Below are 22,524 nucleotides of genomic sequence, written 5' to 3'. Positions count from 1 at the left end.
CGTTCAGGATTAGCTTCAACGGGATGCACGTCCGGTGTGGAGGAAAGAAGGGGAATTGGTTTGTCTAAGAAAGAAACATTCATTAGGGGTACGCTCATTCTGGCGGCCGCTGCGCTGATCGCGAGGGTACTCGGATTGGTTCAACGGGTGCCGCTGGAGCATATCCTCGGGGATATCGGTAACGCATCGTTTACCATCTCCAATACGGTATATTTAATGCTGTTAACTGTAGCAACGGCGGGCATTCCGAGTACACTTAGCAAAATGGTGTCGGAACGCTATGCGCTCGGACGCGCGGGCGAAGCACAACAGATCTACCGTGCAGCCCTGATCTTTGCGGCTGTCGCCGGGGTAGTCATGTCTGCTTTACTGTGGTTCGCTGCACCTTATTATGCCACGTATGTCTCCAAAGTACCGGAATCGGTCAGCGCCATTCGTGCGTTGGCTCCAGCCTTGCTGCTATTCCCGGCCATTGCGATGATGCGTGGATATTTCCAGGGACGGGGGAACATGACAGCGGGTGGCATTTCACAGATTGTGGAACAGTTCGCCCGTGTAGGTACAGCCATTATCGTGGCTTATGTCATGCTGCAATGGAATTATGATGACCAAACGATTGCTGCGGGTGCCTCATTTGGTGGGGTACTAGGAAGTATGGGTGCCTTTGGTGTCATGTTGTACTTCACTTTGAAGCTGCGTCGTAGCGACCGTGCGGCCCAATTGAATTACGAACGTGCAGAACAGTTGCCGATGCGAGGCATCTACAGTGATATCTTCAAGCTGTCTATTCCCATTGTGTTGTCCTCACTTGCGGTTCCAGCGATTAACTTTATCGATTCATCCCTTGTGGTCCCACTGCTCAGTGGCCAGATCGGACTTGAAGAAGCGACAGGCGTTCTTGCCATCTTGGGTGCTAAGGCCCAAAGTATTGCGGGTATTCCTCCGATTCTGGCGATCGCTTTGAGTCAATCGTTGGTGCCAGTCATATCGGCAGCATTTGCCCGCAAGGATGAAGCGCATCTGAAGAGTCAGGTTACACTTGCGTTGCGCATTTCGATTCTGACAGGTATGCCGATTGTCATTGCACTTTGTGCGGCAGCGTATTCGGTTAACGGATTGCTGTTTACCAATCTGGATGGAACGCCGATCATTGCCTTGCTGACATTCGGTACCATTTTCCAGATTACGATGATGACCACTAACTCCATATTGCTTGGGGTAGGGAAACCGCGGATTACGATGATCAGTGTCGCAGCAGGTGTTGTGGTCAAGCTGATCGCAAGTCTTGTTTTGGCGCCGATCTTTGGCATTTACGGTATTATTATTGCAACGGCCCTTTGTTTCCTGGTCATCACGTACCTGAATCTGCGGGTCCTTCGTAAAATCGTTGATTTCTCCATCATGGGAGATCGTTGGAAAGGGTTTATCATTACGGTCTTGCTTGCAGCAGGTGTAGGATTTGCTACGAACTGGATTGGGAATATGATCTTTGGACTGTTCCTGCCAGCTCGTGTATCCTTCTTGTTTACCTGCCTTGTGGTTGGTGTGCTTGTTGTTGTGGTGTATCTGGTTCTCATGGTTGTGCTGCGTGTACTGCGCAAGGACGAACTGGGCAGTTACCCCCGTATTCTGCAAAAAATTCTTCGTCCACTTATGCGTCTTCAACGTGGAGCTGGGCAAAGAGGTTAACAATGCAAGGAGCATCATTCAAGCATTAATATTATGTGAAAATAGGATACAAGCTCTGTCTGCTGTTAAGCGGACAGGGCTTTTTGTATAGATAAGGAGAGCTGAGCGACTGAGCTCTATATTGGTCCCTCAAGGGAGGATTAGCTCTGCATCGGGTATTCAACATCATCCGGCTTTGCCTGCTCTATATGATCTTAAGCGTTAGTGTTTAATGGCTTTTGCATCATGAGCCAGTGCTGTTTTCAGCATGCCATACCGATGTTCGTGACTCATCTCAAACAGCCATGGCCGACGAGGTGCCGTCAGATAACCGAGACAATCCCGAGTCTGAAGCCAGTCATGTCTGGTGATCGGTTCATAAGGCGTATCCCCCCATACGGAGAGCAGTTCCGGACTATATAATCGTTGCCCTTCTGGAAGCCATTCTTCATCAAGCAGCGCCTGAGCGTATAATGTATGATCACCCGCTTCATCTTCACGATTGGTAAACAGGCCAGGCCAATATTCAGCACGCGAGCCACGATGGGGAACCGAACGTGCAAACGCCAACACTTGTGTGTGTACTTGCTCCATGCCAAACAACAGAGCATATAGGCCTTTGCCAAACATGATTCGCTCATCCAACTTGCCAAAATGTTCAATGACGCGTCCTGCAAGTCCTGCTCCCCGTCCGAGAGGAAAAACGATATGATTCAGCCCCGCCAGATTATGCAGATGGAATGCGGGTTTGGAGAGTACTTCTTTTTGAAAATAAGGATGCTGCACGACCCGACTCTCGATATAGTTCTGCTCATTAATAATTAATGCCACACTAAGCAGTGAACTGCATCGTTCCAGCCAAAAGCGTTCCCAAAACGGCGTCATAAACGCCGATACGTGAAAGTGGGACAAGAGATGGAAACAGCTTCGTCCGATCCGGCGACTGTTCATATACAGCAGAAGCTGGGGATATGCATCCTGAAAAATGAGTGCATTGCATCGCTCCAGCAGCCGATACATATGCTCGCGATCGCTTTGATTCTGTAGATTATGCATTAAGTCACTTTGAAGATCTGTCATGTGATATCCGCCGTTGCGAGAGACCATATGAGCTAATAGAGCCCAGTGCAGTTCGGGATATTGCTCATAACATTCCAGATAGGCAGCCGTGCGAGTGATGTTACTCCGATTATGCTCTTGGGTCAGTGTCTGAATCTCTTCCAAAATGATGCAATCTTCTTCGCAGACGAGTGCGCTTTGAACCTGGTCCGTGCGTGCAAAAGACTTGCCGCTGGCAGGTAACAAACGCTCCACCTCAGACTGTAAGGCAGCTGCCGTATCTGTATCCCACTCGATGTCGCGCAATGGGTGACGAAGCTGTGCTGAAGCTTGCCATGCAGCCTGTTTGCCACGCCATATTTCCCGGGCAGCCCCCGGAATGGAACGGACCATCTGCAGGAGGGACCCATGATGCTGTTCGCTGGAAGAATCGGTTCTGGTGGAAGTCATGATGTGACATCCTTTCATGATGTTCTGGGTTTAAATTCACAGAGCATGTGGTTTATTCTAAGTATGCGCTGATTATTTGACTTCCACTCGCCAATTTGCTTCACTTAGGGTAAGACAAGGTACAGAAAGGGAGATGAACCGAATGGAACAGATTACTTCCAAACCGGCTTTTGATGTAGCCATCCAATCCCCACGTTTGACGATTGCCGTATTCAAGGCTGACTGGTGTGGTGACTGCAAATACATCGATCCGTTTATGCCTGAGGTTGAAGAGAAATATGCACGTGAACTGACTTTGATTGAGGTCGACGTGGATCAGGTTGGGACGGTTAGTGAAGAACAGAATATTCTTGGCATTCCAAGCTTTGTTGCGTATACAGATGGCCGTGAACTCGTGCGGTATGTGAATAAGCTGCGTAAGTCGAGAGAAGAGATTGAGCAGTTCCTGGATCGCGCAGTTGAGGTGTACAACACGATCCATAAATGATTTTAAAAGTATGACAGGTTCATGTTGTAAAAGGGTATACTTCAATGAAACGCCATTTCTCTTGAAATAGGGAAATGGCGTTTGTGTGTTCGACACGTTCTAGGTAAGAAACGTTTCTGTTTCTGTACATAACCTCAATGACCTGTGGGTCATTATTTCACCAGACGTTAACATTTTGTCACAAAGCGCGACGTCAATGAACATTTTATCCGGTATAATGAATTTAGTTGTGAAATAAGTGTCAAAGTATCGAAACAAGCGGAGAATATTCTTCGCCATCTTAAACCAACAGCGGGTGAGAAAAAATTGAAACACTTAACTTTGTTTAAATGGTTAACCGTATTAACCTGTCTTGTCATGTTTCTGGCCACTTTTGGTGGAGGCATCGTAACCAAAACGGAATCGGGCCTTGGCTGCGGAACAGAATGGCCTTTATGTAACGGAAAACTCGTTCCTGCACATACTGTCGCTTCACTTATTGAATATTCCCATCGTGCTGTAAGCGCACTGGCTGGACTGCTGTCCATTGCCTCGTTTGTTGCTTTTCTGCGGTTCGGCAAGTCACGCCGTGACCTGCAATTGTTTTCTTTCTTAACCCTGGTATTTGTTATCGTCCAGGGAATCATGGGGGCTTTTGCCGTCGTCTTCTCCCAATCTTCAGCAGTCATGGCACTGCATTTCGGCTTTGCACTGATTGCTTTTGCCAGTTCCCTAATGATGGCCTTGGGCATAAGGCAGGAGGCAAAAGATGGTGGATTGGAGCGCCTGAGTAAATACCCTAGGGTTAGCAAGAAATTCAGGAATTTGGTATGGTTCTCCACCATTTACACATATCTCGTGGTATACACGGGTGCATTTGTGAGTCACACGGACTCTGCCGGCGGATGTTCCGGATTTCCGCTCTGTAACGGGCAAATTATTCCTGAGCTTTCGGGTGGGGTAGCGGTTGCTTTTGCTCACCGTGCAGCAGCAGCGTCGCTCGTGATTGTTATTGCAATCCTGGGTCACTTCGCTTACCGTAATCATCCGGACAACAAGGAAATGCGCACCCTTGGCGTGGTATCCGTTGTTCTCATCCTGATGCAAGTAGTCATTGGTATTTTCATGATGGTGACAATGAACCGTCCGGAAGTATACATGTTCGTAGCTCTCGCACATATGCTGGATATCGCCATATTGTTCGGGGTTTTGACGTATATGAGTTTCCTGGTGTACAAGCTGCATCGTCCGGTTAATCGTTTTTGAATATGAAAGTCCACCATCCAGTGATGTACATCATTGGACAGGTGGACTTTGTTTGATGTCAGGGGGATCAGGGCAACCTATGGCAAGCAGCAATTACACGGATTGGATGATGTGTTACGTTTACGGTGATGAATTCTTGTTGATTTGCAAAAGAGGAGGTTAGATATGCTGCGAACGTTGCTGGGGGAAAAACTGCGTGTAAACGAAGGGAAATTGAAGGAAGCGATGGACGCAATGGCGCACACGCTTGAGTTATTTCAGCGACAAATGCATGTGGACCATGATCTCACGCACGACTATCGAAAACTGTATGTGTGGACCCAGGGACTCATCTCCTCACTGGATGAACTGGAGCAAAGCTGCTTCGCTGCTGCTCATTTTCGCAAAAAGGTCGTTGCAGGCTCAACGGACGACATGACGCAGGCTGAAAAAGCCGAGTATGCCCGGTATGTGTATTTTTACAAGGATGGCTTCATTCGCTGCTTTGCCATTCTGGATAAGGTCGGCACCGTATTGAATGAAATATTCCAGTTGAATACTTCAAATACAAAAGCGCATTTTTCTTATTTTACCGTGTTAAGGCAGTTCGATTATGCGAGGGAGCATCATGAGCTTGCCTTGCAATTAATACAGATCAAGGACTCTTATCGTGAACCGATGAGCAAGCTGCGCAAACGACGTAATATGGAAATTCACTACATGAACTCCGAAATGCACGATGACCTGTGGCAGTTACACCAGACCTTGCAAGGTAAAGTGAAGTTGGAGGATCTGAATCAGCATGTGCAGGAAATGCGTCAGGGCGTGGATATGGTCTGTGAAACGTTAACAACCTCTTATCGTTATATCAATAATATATGGAAAAGAAATAATTCCCTTTGACAAATCGGAATACTTGGAATATACTGAGTTTTAATTAGAATGGTCACAAGGACGAAGATTGAACTGATATTTCACAAGATACGTTCACATTATAAAGCATAAACTACATGAACTTATAAAATCCTACAACAACATATTTCTTATCGAGAGCGGCGGAGGGACAGGCCCGATGAAGCCCGGCAACCGATTTGTAACGACATGATACATGTATCATTCGTTATAGATGTTAGGTGCTAATTCCTACAAAATGGTGCTAGGCACGATTTTGGCAGATGAGAAGGTATATTCTTTCACGTGAAGAGCCCTCTTTGTATCTGCAAAGGGCTCTTTTTTGTACTTTAAGGGGAGTTTTCCTTTAGATCGGGTAAAGATACATGTAGGTGGTTGGAAAGGGGCAAGTGCGATTGATTGAATTAAAAGGTTTAACGAAAACGTACGGCAAAGGGGCAAAATCTACAACAGCACTATCCGAGCTGAATTTGAGCATCCAAAAGGGTGAAATCTACGGAGTGATCGGCCATTCTGGAGCGGGTAAAAGTACACTGATTCGCTGTATTAATTTGCTGGAGCGGCCTACGGAGGGTGAAGTATGGGTTGATGGGATCAACCTGACTGAACTGAGTAAAACCGAATTGCAGCAACAGAGACGCAAGATCGGGATGATTTTTCAACACTTTAATCTTTTATCCTCGGCAACGGTATATGACAATGTGGCGTTTCCACTAAAGCTTGTGAATACACCCAAGGATGCCATTGATCGCAAAGTGAAGGAAATGCTCAATTTGGTTGGTCTGGAGCACCATAGCAACAAATATCCAGCTCAATTATCGGGTGGACAGAAACAACGTGTAGGGATTGCGAGAGCACTTGCGAGTGATCCGAATGTACTTCTCTGTGATGAGGCTACTTCAGCGCTTGATCCGCAGACGACAAATTCAATCCTGAAGTTATTGCTCGACATTAACGAAAAGTACAACCTTACCATTGTGCTGATTACACATGAGATGCATGTCATTCAGAACATCTGTGACAAGGTGGCTGTTATTCATCAAGGTGGCATTGTGGAACAGGGACCTGTAACAGACGTGTTCCTGAAGCCGCAGCATGCAATTACGCGGGACTTCATGATGCGTGACCATGAAGCTGGACTGGCTCTGGAAGAGACCGCTCTGGCGAATGCAGGGGTTGAATTGCAGGCAGGGGTTGCTTCCAAACTTGTGAAAATATCCTTTCTGGGGAACAAAACATATGAAGCGATTTTGTCCAGAACGGTTCGTAAGACGGGTGTGGATTTTGCCATCCTGCAAGGAACGATCTCTACGATCAAACAGGTTCCTTATGGTCAGCTGACCGTTCGGTTCGAGGGTGATTCCAATGCGATTGATCTGACGATATCTGAATTAACCGCTGAGGGACTTGATGTGGAGGTGTTACGTTAGATGGATTTTTCAACTGTACGTTGGGAAGAGGTTGGTAAAGCTTCCATAGAGACACTGCAAATTCTGGGTGTATCAGGCCTGTTCACCGTTATCTTTGGTTTACCACTTGGAGTTCTGCTGTTTATGACAGCCCGATCTGTTTCGATCAAGTCACGGACAGTTTACACTATACTATCCCTGATTGTTAATATTTTACGCTCGGTACCCTTTATCATATTGATTGTTGCTCTTATTCCATTCACTCGTATACTTGTCGGTACAGCTACGGGGGTTCTCGGCGTAATACCTCCTTTGGTTATTTCAGCAGCTCCTTACTTTGCTCGATTGGTGGAGACGACGTTGCGAGAAGTTGACCGGGGGGTAATTGAAGCGGCGCAGTCAATGGGGGCATCGACCGGACAGATTGTAAGACGGGTGTTGTTGCCTGAGGCACTGCCTGGTCTGCTCGCTGGTATAACCATCACTATCGTTACGCTTGTATCGTATACGGCGATGGCTGGTATGGTTGGTGGTGGAGGTCTAGGAACGCTGGCAATCAACTATGGGTATTATCGTTATCAAAATGAAATCATGATTATATCCGTCGTGTCGATGATTATTCTAGTGCAAATTCTCCAGATGGCTGGAGATCGCTTTGTTACATTTTTTACCAGGAAATAACACATAGATAACATGATGGATATGCATTGATGCGGATGCCACATGAAAAATGATTAGAGAAGGGGTTTTACACATGAAAAAATGGTCTTTTGCTTTACTTAGCCTTATGTTGATTGCAGTTCTCGCAGCTTGCGGTAACAACAAGGACGCCGATAGCGGCGCAGACAATTCAGCAGGTGCACCGCGCACGGTTGAATTAAAAATTGGAGCTTCACCTACACCACATGCAGAGATTCTGGAAAGTATCAAGCCTGAACTCGAAGCACAAGGTATTCGTTTGCAAGTCGTTACGTTTAATGACTATGTTCAACCCAACCAGCAACTCGCTGACGAAAAATTGGATGCAAACTTCTTCCAGCACCAGCCTTATCTGGACACAGAGAATAAAGAACGTGGATTCAACCTCGTTGCTGTAACACCTGTTCATGTTGAACCTTTTGGCGGATACTCCAAAAAGATTAAGTCTCTGGATGAATTGGCAGACGGCGCAAAAGTAGCAATTCCAAATGACCCATCCAATGGTGGTCGTGCACTGTTATTGCTCGCGAAGGAAGGCATCATTACGCTGAAAGACAACACAAATATCACATCTACGATTCAAGATATCACAGCAAATCCGAAAAACCTGGATATCATCGAGTTGGATGCAGCCATGATGCCTCGTCAATTGGATGAAGCGGATCTGGTATTCATCAACGCTAACTATGCGCTTGAAGCAAACCTGAATCCGGCAAATGATGCGTTGCTGATCGAAGATCTGCAAGGTAACCCATACGCCAACATCCTCGTTACCCGTGAGGACAACAAGGATGCAGATGCTATTCAGAAATTGGCTGCTGCCCTGCACTCTGAGGAAGTGAAAACATTCATTAAAGAACGTTACAAAGGTGCAGTTGAACCTGCAACTGAATAATTCACAACACAATATGTATGATATGATGTGAAGCTATTAAGAAGAGGATGTCCTATAAGTCATGAATATGACGAAAGGACATCCTCCTTTTGCGTTAATTTGTTTTAATGAACCTGACACACGCCAAGTCATAGTTTTTCTGATTTATCAGCGTTGGAGTGATGTCCAGAATGGCGGTAATAGGATAATTCATTTTGATCAGCATACTGCTGTTCATCTGCTTCCTGCAGGTACGTCCTCTCGGAGGGAGAAAGTTTTTCTTCTTCTCCGTGTGAGCTTTTGATTCTGTATCTGATCCACCCAATCAAACCGAGAACGACAACCAGGATCAAGGCCCATCCTTTTTTAAGCAAAAGAAGAGTACTGAATTTCTGGGAAGCCGTGTATCCGATCCCGCCCATCAGAAGACTGTTGAGCCCTATGGTGGATGTTTTGTCAGTCGAAGCATTGTACTCCTCATAGGTATATCCTGCATTGATGTTAAGTTGATTAAGGACAGTTTCCTCGAATGCCCGGCGGCTCTGTTTAAAGTTAGCCGTATCTGTAACCAGAATGGCTGTGATGTACCCTTCGCGTGTCAGGAGTTTTACATTGTAATTGACCATGGCTTGCTGGTAAGCATTCTTGAAACCAAGGGAGTAGACCAACTGATGTTTGGTACTGTCATATGCCGGTTCGATTTCCCACCCCGTTATGTACGTTCTATATTCAGGATCAAGCCCTCTGTTATCTTCTTCTGTGCCTCGGATATAACTGCTTAACAGTTCTTCGGCACTCAAATTTTGATCGTCATCATGAATATGACCTGTTTTCACGTATTCAAACACAACATACCACGAGCCGGATTCGCTATTGCTGGTTAGGCTTCCGATTTCATTTCCGTTAGGTTTGCCCCCGCTGTTAAGTATCGAGCGTTGAGTGTTGGCTTTATCCAGATAGGAATGGCTTTCAGGGACTTCCAGGGTGGCTTTGCCATCCAGCATTACGGATGCCGGTCCGGTAATCCAATCATACTCATCTTGGTCAGACTCATTTGCGGCTGAAACCTGCAAAGCACCAGAGACTGTTAATAAACTCACCATTAAAAGTGTAAGAAATGATATCCATCTTTTGTTCTTCATATTCATGTAGAGGTCCTTTCAGGTTATATCCTCGACAGTACCATAGGTGTTTGATTTCGATCAAGATATATTTGGAATTAAAGGTGGATAATCCCTTGTGGATAAGCGAGTTGTAGGAGGACGATAAATCTTTTATACTGGATAGTGACTGCTCTTTGAAGAGGGGGATGAACGTGAAGGGAAAGATTGCCCTCATAACGGGAAGTGCCAAAGGTCTTGGTAAAATGACGGCCCTCAGTCTGGCAGATCAGGGGTGTCATATTGCCCTCAACTATGTACACAGCAGAACAGAAGCTGAGGCTTTAAGGGCTCAGATTACAGCCAAGGGTGTGCGGTGCATTGCTATCCAGGCTGATATATCCAAGGTGGAAGATATCTCTTCATTGGTTGAACAGGTGGAAGACAACCTGGGCAGCATTGATATTTTGGTGAATAACGCGGGTCCATTTGTCCGTGAACGACGATTATTTGCGGATTATTCGGAAGCCGAGGTCCAGATGCTTGTGCAGGGAAATCTGTTGGGACCGATGTTACTGGATCAGCGTGTATTGCCAGAGATGAGACGCAAGCAATGGGGCCGCATTATCCATTTTGGCTTCAGTCATGCTGGAGAAGCGCGCTCCTGGCCTCATCGCGCCGTATATGCGGCTGCCAAGGTCGGTCTGGTTTCTTTTACAAAGACACTCGCCGTTGAGGAAGCTCCTTATGGAATTACGGTCAACATGGTATGTCCGGGAGATATTCGCGGTGCCAATAAAGAGAAAACGATTGATGAAATGGCAGGCATTACCGACGAGGAAACGCCAAGAGGGCGTCCAGGCAGCGGTGAAGATATTGCACGAGTCATTACGTATCTGTGCCTGGATCATTCCGATTTTATAACAGGCAACATTATGGATGTATCTGGAGGACTTGATCCGATTCGTCCGACCATACAGCGCGAGGATGCTTAAGTCGAGACAGAGGAATGTACGTCGAAACTGGTCGGGTTAAGGTGATAGTGATTATGACAGTGGAAATGGACACTCTGCATATGTTCACAAAAAAAGAGCCCTCCGCTTCATGCGAAGCGAAAGGCTCTTGAGGTTTATTTCGTGAAGGATTGATTAGAATACTTGTACGACTTCTTGTACACCCTCAACTTCTTCAAGAAGGGCGCGTTCAATCCCGGCTTTTAAGGTAATAGTGGAGCTTGGGCAACTGCCGCAGGCACCGACCAGTTTCAGCTTAATGATGCCGTCTTCCACGTCAACCAGTTCCACGTCACCGCCATCGCGCTGCAGGAACGGACGAAGCTTGTCAAGAACATCAGATACCTCATCATACATGGTGTCTTGTGCGTTTTCGCTCATATTTTTCAACTCCTTTCCTTATTATATTATATTACAAATGGCCATAAATTAAAATGGTCAAACAAAGCAGGTGAACCTACATGAGACCGATTATTGAATTTTGTGCCAACAATATGCATTTTGGCACAGATGAAGTCATGGATCAACTGGAAGAAAATCCAGACTATGATGTGATTGAATACGGCTGCCTTACCAACTGCGGCCAATGTTCTATGACTCCATTTGCACTGGTGAATGGTGAAGTTGTCATCACGGACAAAGTGGAAGATCTATATAACGCCATTCTGGCCAAAATTGCCGAAGCCGATGTCTGGGACGAGCTCGATCTCGACTAACCGAGATGGCGCTTGGACATCCAGAGCACACCACTTTTCAAAATACGAGGTACACGTCCCATCATGGACGTTTTGCCCATCAGCCCAAACCCAGACTTCTTGCCGAGTGCACCCAGTGTGCCACGAAGCTTGAGTGGATGTGGATTGGGCTTTTCGCCTTTCCAGAGGGCATGCTGAATATGAGCGATCTGCTCACCCTGCACTTCGGCAGCTTGACCGCTAGGTGCATAAGGGACACTCGCACAGTCACCAACGACATATACATCGGTATATTCCGGGATTTGGTAATATTCATTCAGGACGACACGACCTTGAGGGTCTTTGGTCACGTCCAGATCCTGTACCACTTTGACTGGCTGAATACCTGCAGTCCATACGACAGCATCCGTTAGAATCTGTTCATCCCGGTTGTAGATGGCATTAGGTTCAACGCGTGAAATGGCGATATGCCCGCGTGTCTCTACCTGATGTTCGTTGAACCATTCATGCACATACAAGGATAGACGTTGTGGGAAAGCAGATAATACACGTTCACCTCGATCCAGAATGCTGATGTTCAGATCCGGTCTGCTCTCACGGAGTTCGGCTGCCATCTCGACACCACTTAATCCACCGCCTACGATATGCACATTGCCATAGGCTTTGACTTCATTAAGGCGCAGGTAGGTCTCGCGTGTTTTGCTAAAGCTCTGAATGGTACAGCTGTAGTCTTCGGCGCCTGGCGTATTGTGGAAACGGTCTGTACAACCAAGTCCGATGACAAGCTTGTCGTACACGAGCGGGTCTTGGCCTTCAAATTCTATCTGACGCTGTTCCAGGTCAATCGAAGTAACTTCTCCATAACGGTAAGTGACTTTATCGTTCACTGGAAATTGGATACGCAGGTCATAATCCGATACGGTTCCTGCTGCGAGTGCGTAATATTCGGTCTTTAATCCCTGAAAGGGGCTGCGGTCCACCAAAATAATTTGTGTATCGGATGGAATTTTACCTTCCAGAAGTTCCTTGATGATGGTGAGGCCGCCATAGCCGCCTCCAAGAATGACGAAATTTTTCATGACTCGGCTTCCTTTCTGCATCAGTCCCACTGAAATGGGGCTGTAAACTGTGGAGCAGCTATGCATAAAAAAACATAGCTGCTCCTTTTGTTAGGATTTGATTTGTTGAAAAGTAGACATTGAAAAATAAAGATATTATTCAGCAGTTTGCACCACTCGAATTCAAACTTCTTCCTATCATGAAAGCTGCGTTCTGGAGTGGTGCGTGTGCCGTATTGATCGTAAATTGTATTGGATTTATATTCTATTCGTACACTTGAATTTCATTGTAGAACGTATCGCGTTCTACCGGAATACGTCCTGCACCTTTAATAAGCCATATGAGCTCTTTACGTGTAAGGCCTTCAGGTGTGAGTGCACCTGCCGCATGGCTAATCCGTTCACGAACGATCGTACCGTGTGCATCTGAAGCACCGAATCCAAGGGCAACTTGAGCCAGCTGAGGACCGATGTTAATGAAGTATGCTTTGATATGATCGATGTTATCCAGCATCAGACGGCTGATCGCAATTGTTTTGAGATCCTCATAAGCCGAGTTACGACGCATAATGCTCGCGTTTTTACTTTTTGGCTGCATGGAAAGCGGGATAAAGACCATGAATCCGTTGGTCTCGTCTTGCAGTTCACGAATCTGCACCATATGGTTAACGCGATCCTCATAGGATTCGATCGATCCATACAACATCGTAGTATGTGTACGCATGCCGAGCTCATGAGCTGTGCGGTGCACCTCAAGATAACGGTCCACGTTGGCTTTGTCTACACGCATTTTTTTGCGATATTCGTCTGACAGAATCTCAGCCCCGCCACCAGTCAATGTTTTCAGACCTGCTTTTTGCAGCTCTTGCAGAACTTCTCTGATGCTGAGTCCGCTAATCCGGGTGAAGAAATCAATCTCGGCTGCCGTGTAAGCTTTCAGCGTAACATCCGGATATTTCTCGTTTAAAGCATGCAGGGAATCGACATAATATTGAAAAGGTACATGGTTGTTATGTCCGCCTACGATATGGAACTCACGTACGCCTGGATGAATATGCTGTTCCACATAATCGATCATTTCCTGACCGGATAATGTATAAGAGCCTTCTTCACCCTGGTCTTTGCGGAAATTACAAAAAGCGCAGCGGGCTTCGCATACGTTTGTAAAATAAAGACTCATATTCTCGATGAAATATACTTTCTTACCATTCTTCCGCAGGTTGGCCTCATTGGCCAGCTGGCCCAAAGTCAGCAGATCATCTGTTTCATACAGATATACGCCGTCTTCTACGCTCAGCCTTACGCCGTTCTGCACTTTCTCAACGATCTCAGCCATTCTTTTGTCTGTGAACGGTGTTACCAATGTAGACATACTGTTTCCTCCTGTTCTTAACCGGATTTGAGTTGTGTGTAGGATCTGCATACAGAACTACATACAAAAGATGCGGTCAACTGCCGCCTTCTTAGTTGGACTAACTCCTCTTATTTACCCGGTGCAGCGTGTGCTGCATATGAAAGCTAGATTTTTTCAAAAAATGGAGTCGGTTGACTCATATATGCATTGGGGACTGCGTTGCAGTCTCGAAATGTGAAAAAAATTACAACTCCAATTATGACCATCGTCTGAATAAGTCATGACAAAATATCGACATTTCAGTGCGACCACCTATTCATTATAAACCTCGTGTCGCGGGGGTTCAATACACTGGGAAGAAAAAGGAGTACAAGGGGAACGCGGAAAGAGGCAAACATGACTTGAGACCCTTGACGGGGTGGAGTATAATTTAAAGAAGAGTTAATGAAAGGTTGTTCAAAAAGTACGCTTTTGATTACGAAGGATGCCTAGCGGCATCTCAGCGTCGAATATGGGATTCAGTCGAAATAAGCGGGAGGCTTACGAAGTATGTTTCCTTTGGAAACATTGTAGTTGCTCACGTAGTTTTGCCTACGCTCCGCTACTCCATTTCTATCTTCATCCCATCTTCTTGGTACTGAAAAGAGCCCTTTTTGAACATGATTTTATATGAAAAAGGAGAGTGACCTGGCATGATTAACATCAGCGAAACGGCTGCTGACAGATTGAAAGAGATGCTTGCACAGCAAGAGACACCTGGTATGTTCCTGCGTCTTGGCGTAGCACCGGGCGGTTGCACCGGATTTTCGTACGCCATGGGCTTTGACGATAAAGAGTCCGATGAGGACCTGTATATGGATATTCAGAACATGAAGGTTGTAGTTGAGAAGGAAAACCTGAAATATCTGAATGGACTTGAGATTGATTTTGAAGAGTCCGGTATGTCGGGTGGGTTCACCATCCATAATCCAAACGCGGTAGCTACGTGTGGTTGTGGATCTTCTTTCCGTACGAAGGAAGATGCGGGTGTGCCTGATAAGGATTGTTAATATAAGTGGTTGCAATGATAAGGCACAGTTCCAGCGAAGAACATTCGCTTGGGATTGTGTTTTTTTTGACTTCATGGCAGGGGTAGCTGAGTTCTCTAATTTAACGTTTCCAAGAGATATATAAGGTATAAAATTACGTTTCTTCAGTATTGACATTTTGTTCCAAGGGAAAGTATATTATTTGTGCAAACGTTTGCAAATTGTGAGCGCGGTATCCCTGTTAAACAAGCGGTTTTACAGGTTAAATGTTCTAGAAAAACGTCTAGGATATCCCCTTTTGTGCAAACGTTTGTACAAGGATGGAGTTATGACATCCAACAAGAGCCAAAGGGAACATCAATTGAAAAAGTACAGAAGAACACGAAACAACATGGAGGCAAGATTAGAGGAAAGGGGGGGGGAGTTTTAGAGATTTTAAAAAGTGTCTTGAGTCACGCCATGCTAAAACGTTAAAAAGGTTAGAGAGCCTAGACAAATAACGAGAATTCTTGTTTCCCATAAGGGAGCAAATAAGGGAGGAAGAACATGAATCTTAAGCGCAAGCTCGGCGCATTAATGTTGGTATTATCGATTATTATTTCTACCCAAAATACAGCGGCTTATGCCGAAATTTCGGCTTCTCATGTGTATCATAACCATATGCCTAATTTTTGGGCATACTACGACACATCCAAGTATGCTTCTGCACCTGTAGGGTCTCCAATCCGGTACACATATGATGGGCAAGTGATTGATCTGAAAAATAACCCTCCGGAAGGTTATCCATACTTTTTACCCGGGGGAGCGCCTATGCCACATGATGATCTCGTGGCGTATTATAGTCACCATGCAAAGACAGGTGCTTATCTGAACTGGCCATGGCAAATTGCTGGTGACCTGAGGAACAATCACCCTGCTGCAGGGATGCAGGTGACCATGTCAGGGTCGGTACTGAACAATGTGAACAGTTTTATGTATACCAATAATGTAAACGGTTACAACAATAAAGATTGGGGTGCGCCATGGAAGAATGCATACAATAACCTCAAAACAACGAATGGAGAACAGACGATGGATCTCATTCACTTCTCTGGACACCATTCCATGGGGCCATTGGCTGGCAACGAATATCTGTTAAAGGATTTGATCTACCAGAATGCTGTGCTGGCACAACCTTTTTTTCTGGGAGACAGCTTTAAATCGTCTAAAGGTTTTTTTCCCACCGAGCTGGGTTTCTCGGAACGGATTATCCCGGTCTTGGATCAACTCGGCATTGAGTGGTCCGTAATTGGCAATAATCATTTTTCGCGAACTCTCCAGGATTATCCGCTACTGAACGATCCGGGCAAAGATACTATGGTGTCACCGCCAAACCGAGCGGATTTGCAGAATACGAGCAATGTGGGTTCGTGGGTATCTTCTCCCATGTTCAATGAGAAACAGGTGGTTCATAATAAATATCCATTTGCTTCTACGCCCCATTGGGTGCGTCATGTGAATCCTGAAACCGGTGCGGAGAAAAAGATTGTTGGTATCCCAGTGGCCCAGGCAGAGTCGTGGGAAGAAGGATATCAGGGTTCAGTCAAGGCAGATGCACTGAAGCCTTTTGAAGGAATGGTTGATCAGAAGCAGTTCTTCGTGATTGCCCATGATGGGGATAATTCTTCAGGACGTGCAGGATCAGAGGATACTTGGCGCAATGCAGGAAATGTGACTTATGCTCAGCCGGGTGTGAAGGGAGAGAGTATTAATGAATACTTGCGGACTAACACACCAAAAGCCGACGATGTAGTGCATGTTCAAGACGGTTCGTGGATCGATACGCGGGACTCCTCATCAGATCCGACGTGGTATCACTGGCGTCTTCCATTTGGAATCTGGAAGGGGCAGTTTGAAGCGTTTAACAAGGCTACAGGCCTTAATCTGGAGCCGAAGAAAAACCTGGATGGTGTACAGGAAGGGATGACCGTGTCGTTTGAGTATGGGTATCATTATCTGGAACGTAATTTTGCGCTTGAGCAAGCTGCACTGAATTATGCCAAGACAGCTGAACAGATTTGGCTGGACAGCAATCCGAACCATTGGAAGCCAACGACGGCACTAGATCGTGAGATCACTTATGAGGGCAATCAGCTTAATCCTTGGATGATGGCTTACCCGGTAAAAGGAGACCCTGCTAATAATTATAAGGGAGGTGCGAACCCGGCAGAGTTAAGTTGGTATTTCCTCCTGCCTGCACTGGATTCCGGGTTTGGTTATTATGATGAAAATGTGGATGATGGGGTGAAGCCGACGTTATCTTTCAATCAGTCGCTTTTCTTTTCCAAGCCCTATGTAAGTAGTCAGCTCGCGAAGGACCGTACCGGACCATCAATGTGGTGGCCGCAGCGTTATCCATATAATCCTGGAAGCGCCAATGTCAGCAAGGCGGAAGGATGGACACTTCATTATTTTGACAATACGTTCGGCATTTATACCTATGCTTATGATGTTAACGGTGTGAATGATATTAAGGTGAAGGTACGGACACATCGGGATAAGCTGGCAGATGCCAAGGACAACACCTTCCGTGTGTACGATCCTGCTGCGCTCAAGGCCAAAGGGGTATCCAACATCGATCCGACGAAAGTTAGCAGCTGGCAAGAATATCCGATGACGAAACGTGATCTTAAATCCGATATGAACGGTGTGGCCTGGCAGCCAAGCAGCACAGATATGTTCAAGCGTGTACCTGCTCAGGAGATCGGGGATATGTATTACACGTATTTCAACGATTTCCAAGATCAACTGGTGGATTATTATATTGAAGCTGTCGATGCGAATGGCAATGTTACGCGCAGTGAGATACAGACGGTATATGTGGGTATGGGGAAATATAAAAAAGACACATCGGGCAAAATTGTGGAGGATGCGAATGGAACGATCCAGGGCACACATCCGTTCCTGGTGGTTGATCGGACACCGCCGTCGGCACCAACAGATGTCAATGCTGTACGTGTGGCGGATCGCAGTGTCACGCTGCAATGGACTGCATCTACAGATAATGTGGGTTTAGAAGGTTATGACATTTATCGTGATGGAACCAAAGTGGGGAGTTCCCAGACGACAGGATACACCGATACGGGACTTGAGCCTGAGAAAACCTATGCTTACAGTATCAAGGCCAGAGATAAGGCGAATAACGTCTCCACCGCCAGTTCGCCCGTACAAGTGCAAACTTTGGCGGCAGATAACGAACCACCAGTAGCACCGGCAAATGTAGTTGTACAAAATTCAACTTCATCCTCCGTGACACTCGGATGGTCGGCCAGTCAGGATAATTACGGTGTAGCAAGATATGAGATCTATCGGGATGGCAGAAAAGTGGGAGAATCCACAAAACTGACGTACACAGATGAATCCCTTACACCGGTAACGAATTATGTTTATACGATCAAGGCGGTAGACGCGGCAGGCAATGTCTCACCAGCCAGCGAACCTCTTAAAGTGAAAACAAAAGAGGGTAATATCGTAACGATCTATTACAAACAAGGATATACCACACCATATATTCATTATCGTCCGACGGGTGGTACATGGACGACATCTCCCGGTGTGAAGATGCCAGCAGCCGAGATGCCAGGGTATACTAAGATGACAATCAACGTGGGTACAGCGACGGGGGTGGAAGCTGTATTCAACAATGGTAGTGGTACGTGGGATAACAATGGGGGCAAGAATTATCAGTTTCCGTTAGGGGTGAGTACCTACATTGCAGGAGTCATCACTCCAGGAGAACCTCAAGTGGATGTAACTCCACCAAGTGTGCCAACAGATCTGACAGTTACCTCCAAAGCGGCTGATCGTGTAGAGCTAGCTTGGACTCCATCGACAGATAGTGTAGGCGTGGTCGGATACGAAATATATCGTGACGGTGTTAAAATCGGAACGAGTACTGCGCCTGCATTTACGGATAACGGCTTAAAGGCATCAACGAGCTATGTTTATAAACTCACTGCCTATGATGCGGCACAAAACAGATCGGCTGCAAGTGCCGAACTAAGTGTAACAACCGATGCTGCACCGATAAGCAATAGTGTAACCATCTACTACAAGCAGGGTTATGCTCAACCTAATATTCATTACCGTCCGACAGGCGGCACATGGACGACTCCACCAGGAGTTGCCATTCCAGCATCCGAGCTCACCGGATATAACAAAATTACCATTGATCTAGGAACTGCTACGGGACTGGAAGCGGTATTTAACAACGGTAGCGGCACATGGGATAATAATGCGGGAAGGAACTATCTCTTTCCTCTCGGGGTAAGCACATACAATGCAGGTGTTATAACTTCTGGAGCACCAGGAAATGTAACCAGTACAGACGTCATCGAGAGTCCGACAGCATTTCATTCCACTCAATTTAAGAATGCGTCACTGTTGAGTTGGGGGCGCCTGAGCGCATAAAGTATCCAGAATGCAATCTTCATTAATGAGCCTTGTTCAGCTAATAAGTGAACAGGGCTTTACTTATTTATAGATGGGATGAGCAACGTAGTCAGAATAAAATCCATCCCCAATACACAATCTTTTTCGGAGAGGTAAAGAGAGATGGCAAGTACTAGTTGACAAACTAAGTTGTAATAATTATAGTTACAACATAAAGTTCAAACATAAACAATATTGATAATTTAAAGGAGAGATTACGATGAACATTGCAATCATTGGTGCAACAGGCAAAGCAGGAAGTGTGATTTTGAAAGAAGCAGCAGACAGAGGGCATAAAGTGACGGCAATCGTTCGTAATGCATCCAAATTGGAAGATAAAAGCCTCAATACGCTGGAGAAAGATGTATTCGATCTTACAGCTGAAGATCTTAAAGCGTTTGATGTGGTTGTAAATGCATTTGGTGCTCCAGCGGGTAAAGAAAACCTGCATGTGGAAGTAGGACAAGCGTTGATCAACATCCTGAAAGATGCACCAAACACTCGTCTGATCGTGGTGGGTGGAGCAGGAAGCCTGTTCACGGACGAGTCCAAAACATTGCGTGTCTTTGAATCCCCAGGATTCCCTGATGCTTACAAAGCAACTGCAACGAACCAAGGTCAGAACTTGCAGGATCTGCAAGCATCCTCAGGTATCCAATGGATATTCCTGAGCCCGGCTGGATTCTTTAATCCAGAAGGTGTACGCACAGGCAAATATCAAGCAGGTAACGACGTTATTCTCGTGAATAGCGAAGGCAACAGTTACATCAGCTATGCTGACTATGCGATTGCTTTGGTTGATGAGATCGAGAATCCACAACACCAAAACAAACGCTTTACCGTTGTTGGCGAAGTGAAATAATTCATCTCGTATAACGTATAATGAACCTTACAAAACGGACGCTGATCACGACAGATCAACGTCCGTTCTTTTTGTGTTAGGATAACGCAACGAACATAAGTTACCTGCGTCTAATAGCTTGTTGGGAAAATATGAGAGGGGTTGAATGATAAAGATGACAGTATCATTTTCACATAAGCCCGAAGGATACGAATGTCCATTTTGTTGTATATGGGGTATCGAGCGACCTAATCAGGGAACAAAACAAAGGGATATCATCTATCAGAATGAAAAGGTAACGGCATTTATAGCGGGCAAATGGTGGCCTAACAATAAAGGACATGTTCTGGTAGTCCCTAATCAGCATTACGAGAACATCTTTGAACTCCCTGCGGATTACGCTGCGGAAATTCACCGTGCGGCTCAGCTTACAGCATTTGCGATGAAAAGTACATATGGATGTGATGGGATTTCGACGAGGCAACACAATGAGCCTGCTGGCAATCAAGACGTGTGGCATTATCATCTTCATGTTTACCCTAGATATGTGAATGATCAACTTTATCTATCCAAGGGTTTTCCTTCCGATCCAGATGAACGTGCTCTTTATGCTGATAAGTTGCGTTCTTGGATAAAGGAAAATATTTAAGGTCTAGGGGGAGAACAAGAAACGATAAATCTAGAGTGCATTGATCAATGGTTAACGGATAGAAAAGAGGTACCAATATGCTAGAAATGCAAACAAAGGATAACCGAAAGTTTACAAATCAACTCCCAAAATGGGCAATTGGTTTTCATACAGGTCTGATTTCAATTTTTTCTATCATTGGACTCGGGTTAATCGTCGTAGCGGTGTTAGGGATGATGAACAATGAAACTGGTGTCGCGATTACGATTTTTGGAATAGGCATTTTGTTTAGCTGGCTAGGCTGGTTTTGTTTTAAAAACCTTCAAAAATATCTTGATTATATTTTCAAAATAGAATTAAGACAGACTGGATATTATACGTATTTTAAAGATAAAAAGAAAAATGAAGAAAGAGAAATTTTTCTAACTTATGAACGAATGGAGTATGTATTAATTGGGATGGATTATCAACTCATCCCTAGACAAAAGGTTCGAGCAGGTACGATAACTACTAAACTCGTACCTTATAGGACGGCAAAATTTATGTTCTATGGTAAGAATGCGGACGGACAACTCGAAGTCCTTTCTTTTACCCACTCGGATCTTGCGATAATTGATGCCTGGATTGACGTACTTCAGTCTAATAATGTGAAGATACTCCATACTGACCTGGCTTTAAAAGCAACACCTAACAATCCTGAAGGAATAAAAGCAGTGCCCAAGAATTCGTATGAGGGTTCACTTTTATTCACACCAGGATCTGAAGCCGAGGATATCGACAATATTTTTTATACCGATGAGCAGAAAAAGACTTTGGCACAAAAATCAAAAGCAAGACGAAAAAAGGGATTCTATTTGACTGTAACTTTAGGTTTCCTGCAAGTGATCATGATTTACTTCTACTTTCCTTCATGGGACATTGAAGAAGGTTTATTTAGTGAAGATTCGGATGAGATTTTTGCAGTACTGTTCACTGTTATGGCTGTATTCGCTATCTACATCTATAAGCACCAAGTTAGGTGGCATGATCCAATCAAAGATATGTTAATTCTCGGAATAGGAATCTGGGTAGGTACCATGATCTCACCTGCAACTCATCCTGACTTTCAATCAGCTGTAGGAATGTACTCAACTATTATTTTCATGATCGTACTTGTTGTAGTTTATCTATTCAAATTATTTGGTTGGATCGGTAAGATAAAGAAAGAATGGAAGAATAATAGAGAGGAATCAGTCTATAAAAATATTGGGAATTAAATTAAATCCTTGTGACTAAAGATTACGGCAATGCTACTGACCTGATCATATGTCGGAGCGATTTAATGTCATCTATGGCCCGGGAGCCGCGTAAGCGGCTTTTTAGTTTATCAAAATCTCATTGATTGAAGATTACAGTTGAGAATAAACCAAGTTTATAACCTCTTATTAGAAGCAAACCTAGAATTAATTGCTCTAATAGGAGGTTTTACTATGATTTTAAGTGAACTTTGGCATCATTATTCGGTAGAAAACGATGATAGATTGGGGGCAAAGCGACCTTTTTCGTTGAGGGAAGT

At 45.2% G+C, this 22,524-nt stretch carries 19 protein-coding genes and 1 riboswitch; of the genes, 14 read left to right on the top strand and 5 right to left on the bottom strand.

The window, feature by feature from the left end; all coding sequences use genetic code 11:
- Positions 1-60: 60 nt before the first annotated feature.
- Complete coding sequence (locus ABTV53_RS23210; RefSeq protein ID WP_433746981.1) at positions 61-1,689, top strand: putative polysaccharide biosynthesis protein; 1,629 nt, start codon at positions 61-63, stop codon at positions 1,687-1,689.
- A 201-nt stretch (positions 1,690-1,890) separates the two neighbouring features.
- Here ABTV53_RS23210 and ABTV53_RS23205 read toward each other — a convergent pair whose 3' ends face one another.
- Positions 1,891-3,177 (bottom strand): DUF2515 family protein, encoded by a 1,287-nt coding sequence (locus ABTV53_RS23205; RefSeq protein WP_433746978.1) that lies wholly within the window; start codon positions 3,175-3,177, stop codon positions 1,891-1,893.
- Between the two features lie 142 nt (positions 3,178-3,319).
- On the opposite strand from ABTV53_RS23205, the gene ABTV53_RS23200 reads away from it, so the two are divergent.
- The 6 genes from ABTV53_RS23200 to ABTV53_RS23175 all read left to right on the top strand — a co-directional run bounded on the left by ABTV53_RS23200 (position 3,320) and on the right by ABTV53_RS23175 (position 8,803).
- Positions 3,320-3,664, top strand: coding sequence for a thioredoxin family protein (locus ABTV53_RS23200; RefSeq protein WP_017692403.1), 345 nt, complete (start codon positions 3,320-3,322; stop codon positions 3,662-3,664).
- A gap of 306 nt (positions 3,665-3,970) precedes the next feature.
- Complete coding sequence (locus ABTV53_RS23195) at positions 3,971-4,909, top strand: COX15/CtaA family protein (RefSeq protein ID WP_433746975.1); 939 nt, start codon at positions 3,971-3,973, stop codon at positions 4,907-4,909.
- Positions 4,910-5,074: 165 nt separating this feature from the next.
- On the top strand, positions 5,075-5,791 hold the full coding sequence (locus tag ABTV53_RS23190) for a Cthe_2314 family HEPN domain-containing protein (protein ID WP_433746972.1): 717 nt from the start codon (positions 5,075-5,077) through the stop codon (positions 5,789-5,791).
- Between the two features lie 137 nt (positions 5,792-5,928).
- A riboswitch (SAM riboswitch) is annotated at positions 5,929-6,070 on the top strand.
- Positions 6,071-6,195: 125 nt separating this feature from the next.
- Positions 6,196-7,230 carry a methionine ABC transporter ATP-binding protein gene (locus ABTV53_RS23185; RefSeq protein ID WP_433746969.1) on the top strand — a complete coding sequence of 345 codons (1,035 nt, stop codon included), beginning with the start codon at positions 6,196-6,198 and terminating at the stop codon, positions 7,228-7,230.
- Entirely contained in the window at positions 7,231-7,890 is a 660-nt protein-coding gene (locus tag ABTV53_RS23180; RefSeq protein WP_433746966.1) for a methionine ABC transporter permease, read from the top strand.
- 73 nt (positions 7,891-7,963) lie between these two features.
- Positions 7,964-8,803, top strand: a complete 840-nt coding sequence (locus tag ABTV53_RS23175) for a MetQ/NlpA family ABC transporter substrate-binding protein (RefSeq protein ID WP_433746963.1) — start codon at positions 7,964-7,966, stop codon at positions 8,801-8,803.
- Positions 8,804-8,931: 128 nt separating this feature from the next.
- On the opposite strand, the gene ABTV53_RS23170 is transcribed toward ABTV53_RS23175, so the two are convergent.
- Positions 8,932-9,924, bottom strand: a complete 993-nt coding sequence (locus tag ABTV53_RS23170) for a DUF2167 domain-containing protein (RefSeq protein ID WP_433746960.1) — start codon at positions 9,922-9,924, stop codon at positions 8,932-8,934.
- A gap of 173 nt (positions 9,925-10,097) precedes the next feature.
- Between ABTV53_RS23170 and ABTV53_RS23165 the strand changes: the two genes are divergently transcribed.
- Positions 10,098-10,877 (top strand): SDR family oxidoreductase, encoded by a 780-nt coding sequence (locus tag ABTV53_RS23165; RefSeq protein ID WP_433746957.1) that lies wholly within the window; start codon positions 10,098-10,100, stop codon positions 10,875-10,877.
- A 153-nt stretch (positions 10,878-11,030) separates the two neighbouring features.
- On the opposite strand, the gene ABTV53_RS23160 is transcribed toward ABTV53_RS23165, so the two are convergent.
- Positions 11,031-11,276 (bottom strand): NifU family protein, encoded by a 246-nt coding sequence (locus ABTV53_RS23160; RefSeq protein ID WP_062837977.1) that lies wholly within the window; start codon positions 11,274-11,276, stop codon positions 11,031-11,033.
- A gap of 80 nt (positions 11,277-11,356) precedes the next feature.
- On the opposite strand from ABTV53_RS23160, the gene ABTV53_RS23155 reads away from it, so the two are divergent.
- The gene (locus ABTV53_RS23155) at positions 11,357-11,611 is read left to right on the top strand and encodes a YuzB family protein (protein WP_036605750.1); all 255 of its coding nucleotides are present in this window, start codon (positions 11,357-11,359) and stop codon (positions 11,609-11,611) included.
- Here ABTV53_RS23155 and ABTV53_RS23150 read toward each other — a convergent pair.
- Together ABTV53_RS23150 and mqnE are read right to left on the bottom strand one after the other, a co-directional pair.
- Positions 11,608-12,669: an NAD(P)/FAD-dependent oxidoreductase gene (locus tag ABTV53_RS23150; protein WP_433746953.1), complete on the bottom strand. Its 1,062-nt coding sequence runs from the start codon at positions 12,667-12,669 to the stop codon at positions 11,608-11,610. The genes ABTV53_RS23155 and ABTV53_RS23150 overlap by 4 nt on opposite strands.
- 244 nt (positions 12,670-12,913) lie before the next feature.
- On the bottom strand, positions 12,914-14,020 hold the full coding sequence (gene mqnE / locus ABTV53_RS23145; protein WP_433746950.1) for an aminofutalosine synthase MqnE: 1,107 nt from the start codon (positions 14,018-14,020) through the stop codon (positions 12,914-12,916).
- Between the two features lie 674 nt (positions 14,021-14,694).
- Here mqnE and ABTV53_RS23140 point away from each other — a divergent pair.
- The 5 genes from ABTV53_RS23140 to ABTV53_RS23120 all read left to right on the top strand — a co-directional run bounded on the left by ABTV53_RS23140 (position 14,695) and on the right by ABTV53_RS23120 (position 22,225).
- A complete protein-coding gene (locus ABTV53_RS23140; protein ID WP_253440679.1) occupies positions 14,695-15,051 on the top strand; it encodes a HesB/IscA family protein in 357 nt (118 codons plus the stop codon).
- A gap of 525 nt (positions 15,052-15,576) precedes the next feature.
- Positions 15,577-19,479, top strand: a complete 3,903-nt coding sequence (locus ABTV53_RS23135) for a carbohydrate binding domain-containing protein (RefSeq protein WP_433746947.1) — start codon at positions 15,577-15,579, stop codon at positions 19,477-19,479.
- 241 nt (positions 19,480-19,720) lie between these two features.
- Positions 19,721-20,362 (top strand): NAD(P)-dependent oxidoreductase, encoded by a 642-nt coding sequence (locus ABTV53_RS23130; RefSeq protein ID WP_433746944.1) that lies wholly within the window; start codon positions 19,721-19,723, stop codon positions 20,360-20,362.
- A gap of 145 nt (positions 20,363-20,507) precedes the next feature.
- The gene (locus ABTV53_RS23125) at positions 20,508-20,990 is read left to right on the top strand and encodes an HIT family protein (protein ID WP_433746942.1); all 483 of its coding nucleotides are present in this window, start codon (positions 20,508-20,510) and stop codon (positions 20,988-20,990) included.
- A 77-nt stretch (positions 20,991-21,067) separates the two neighbouring features.
- The gene (locus ABTV53_RS23120) at positions 21,068-22,225 is read left to right on the top strand and encodes a hypothetical protein (protein WP_433746939.1); all 1,158 of its coding nucleotides are present in this window, start codon (positions 21,068-21,070) and stop codon (positions 22,223-22,225) included.
- Positions 22,226-22,524 lie beyond the last annotated feature (299 nt).

It is taken from the genome of Paenibacillus amylolyticus, from assembly GCF_050990605.1.
GTDB classification, from domain to species: domain Bacteria; phylum Bacillota; class Bacilli; order Paenibacillales; family Paenibacillaceae; genus Paenibacillus; species Paenibacillus amylolyticus_H.
Note: the sequence above shows the minus strand (reverse complement) of the source record. Positions and strands in the feature narration are given on the sequence as shown.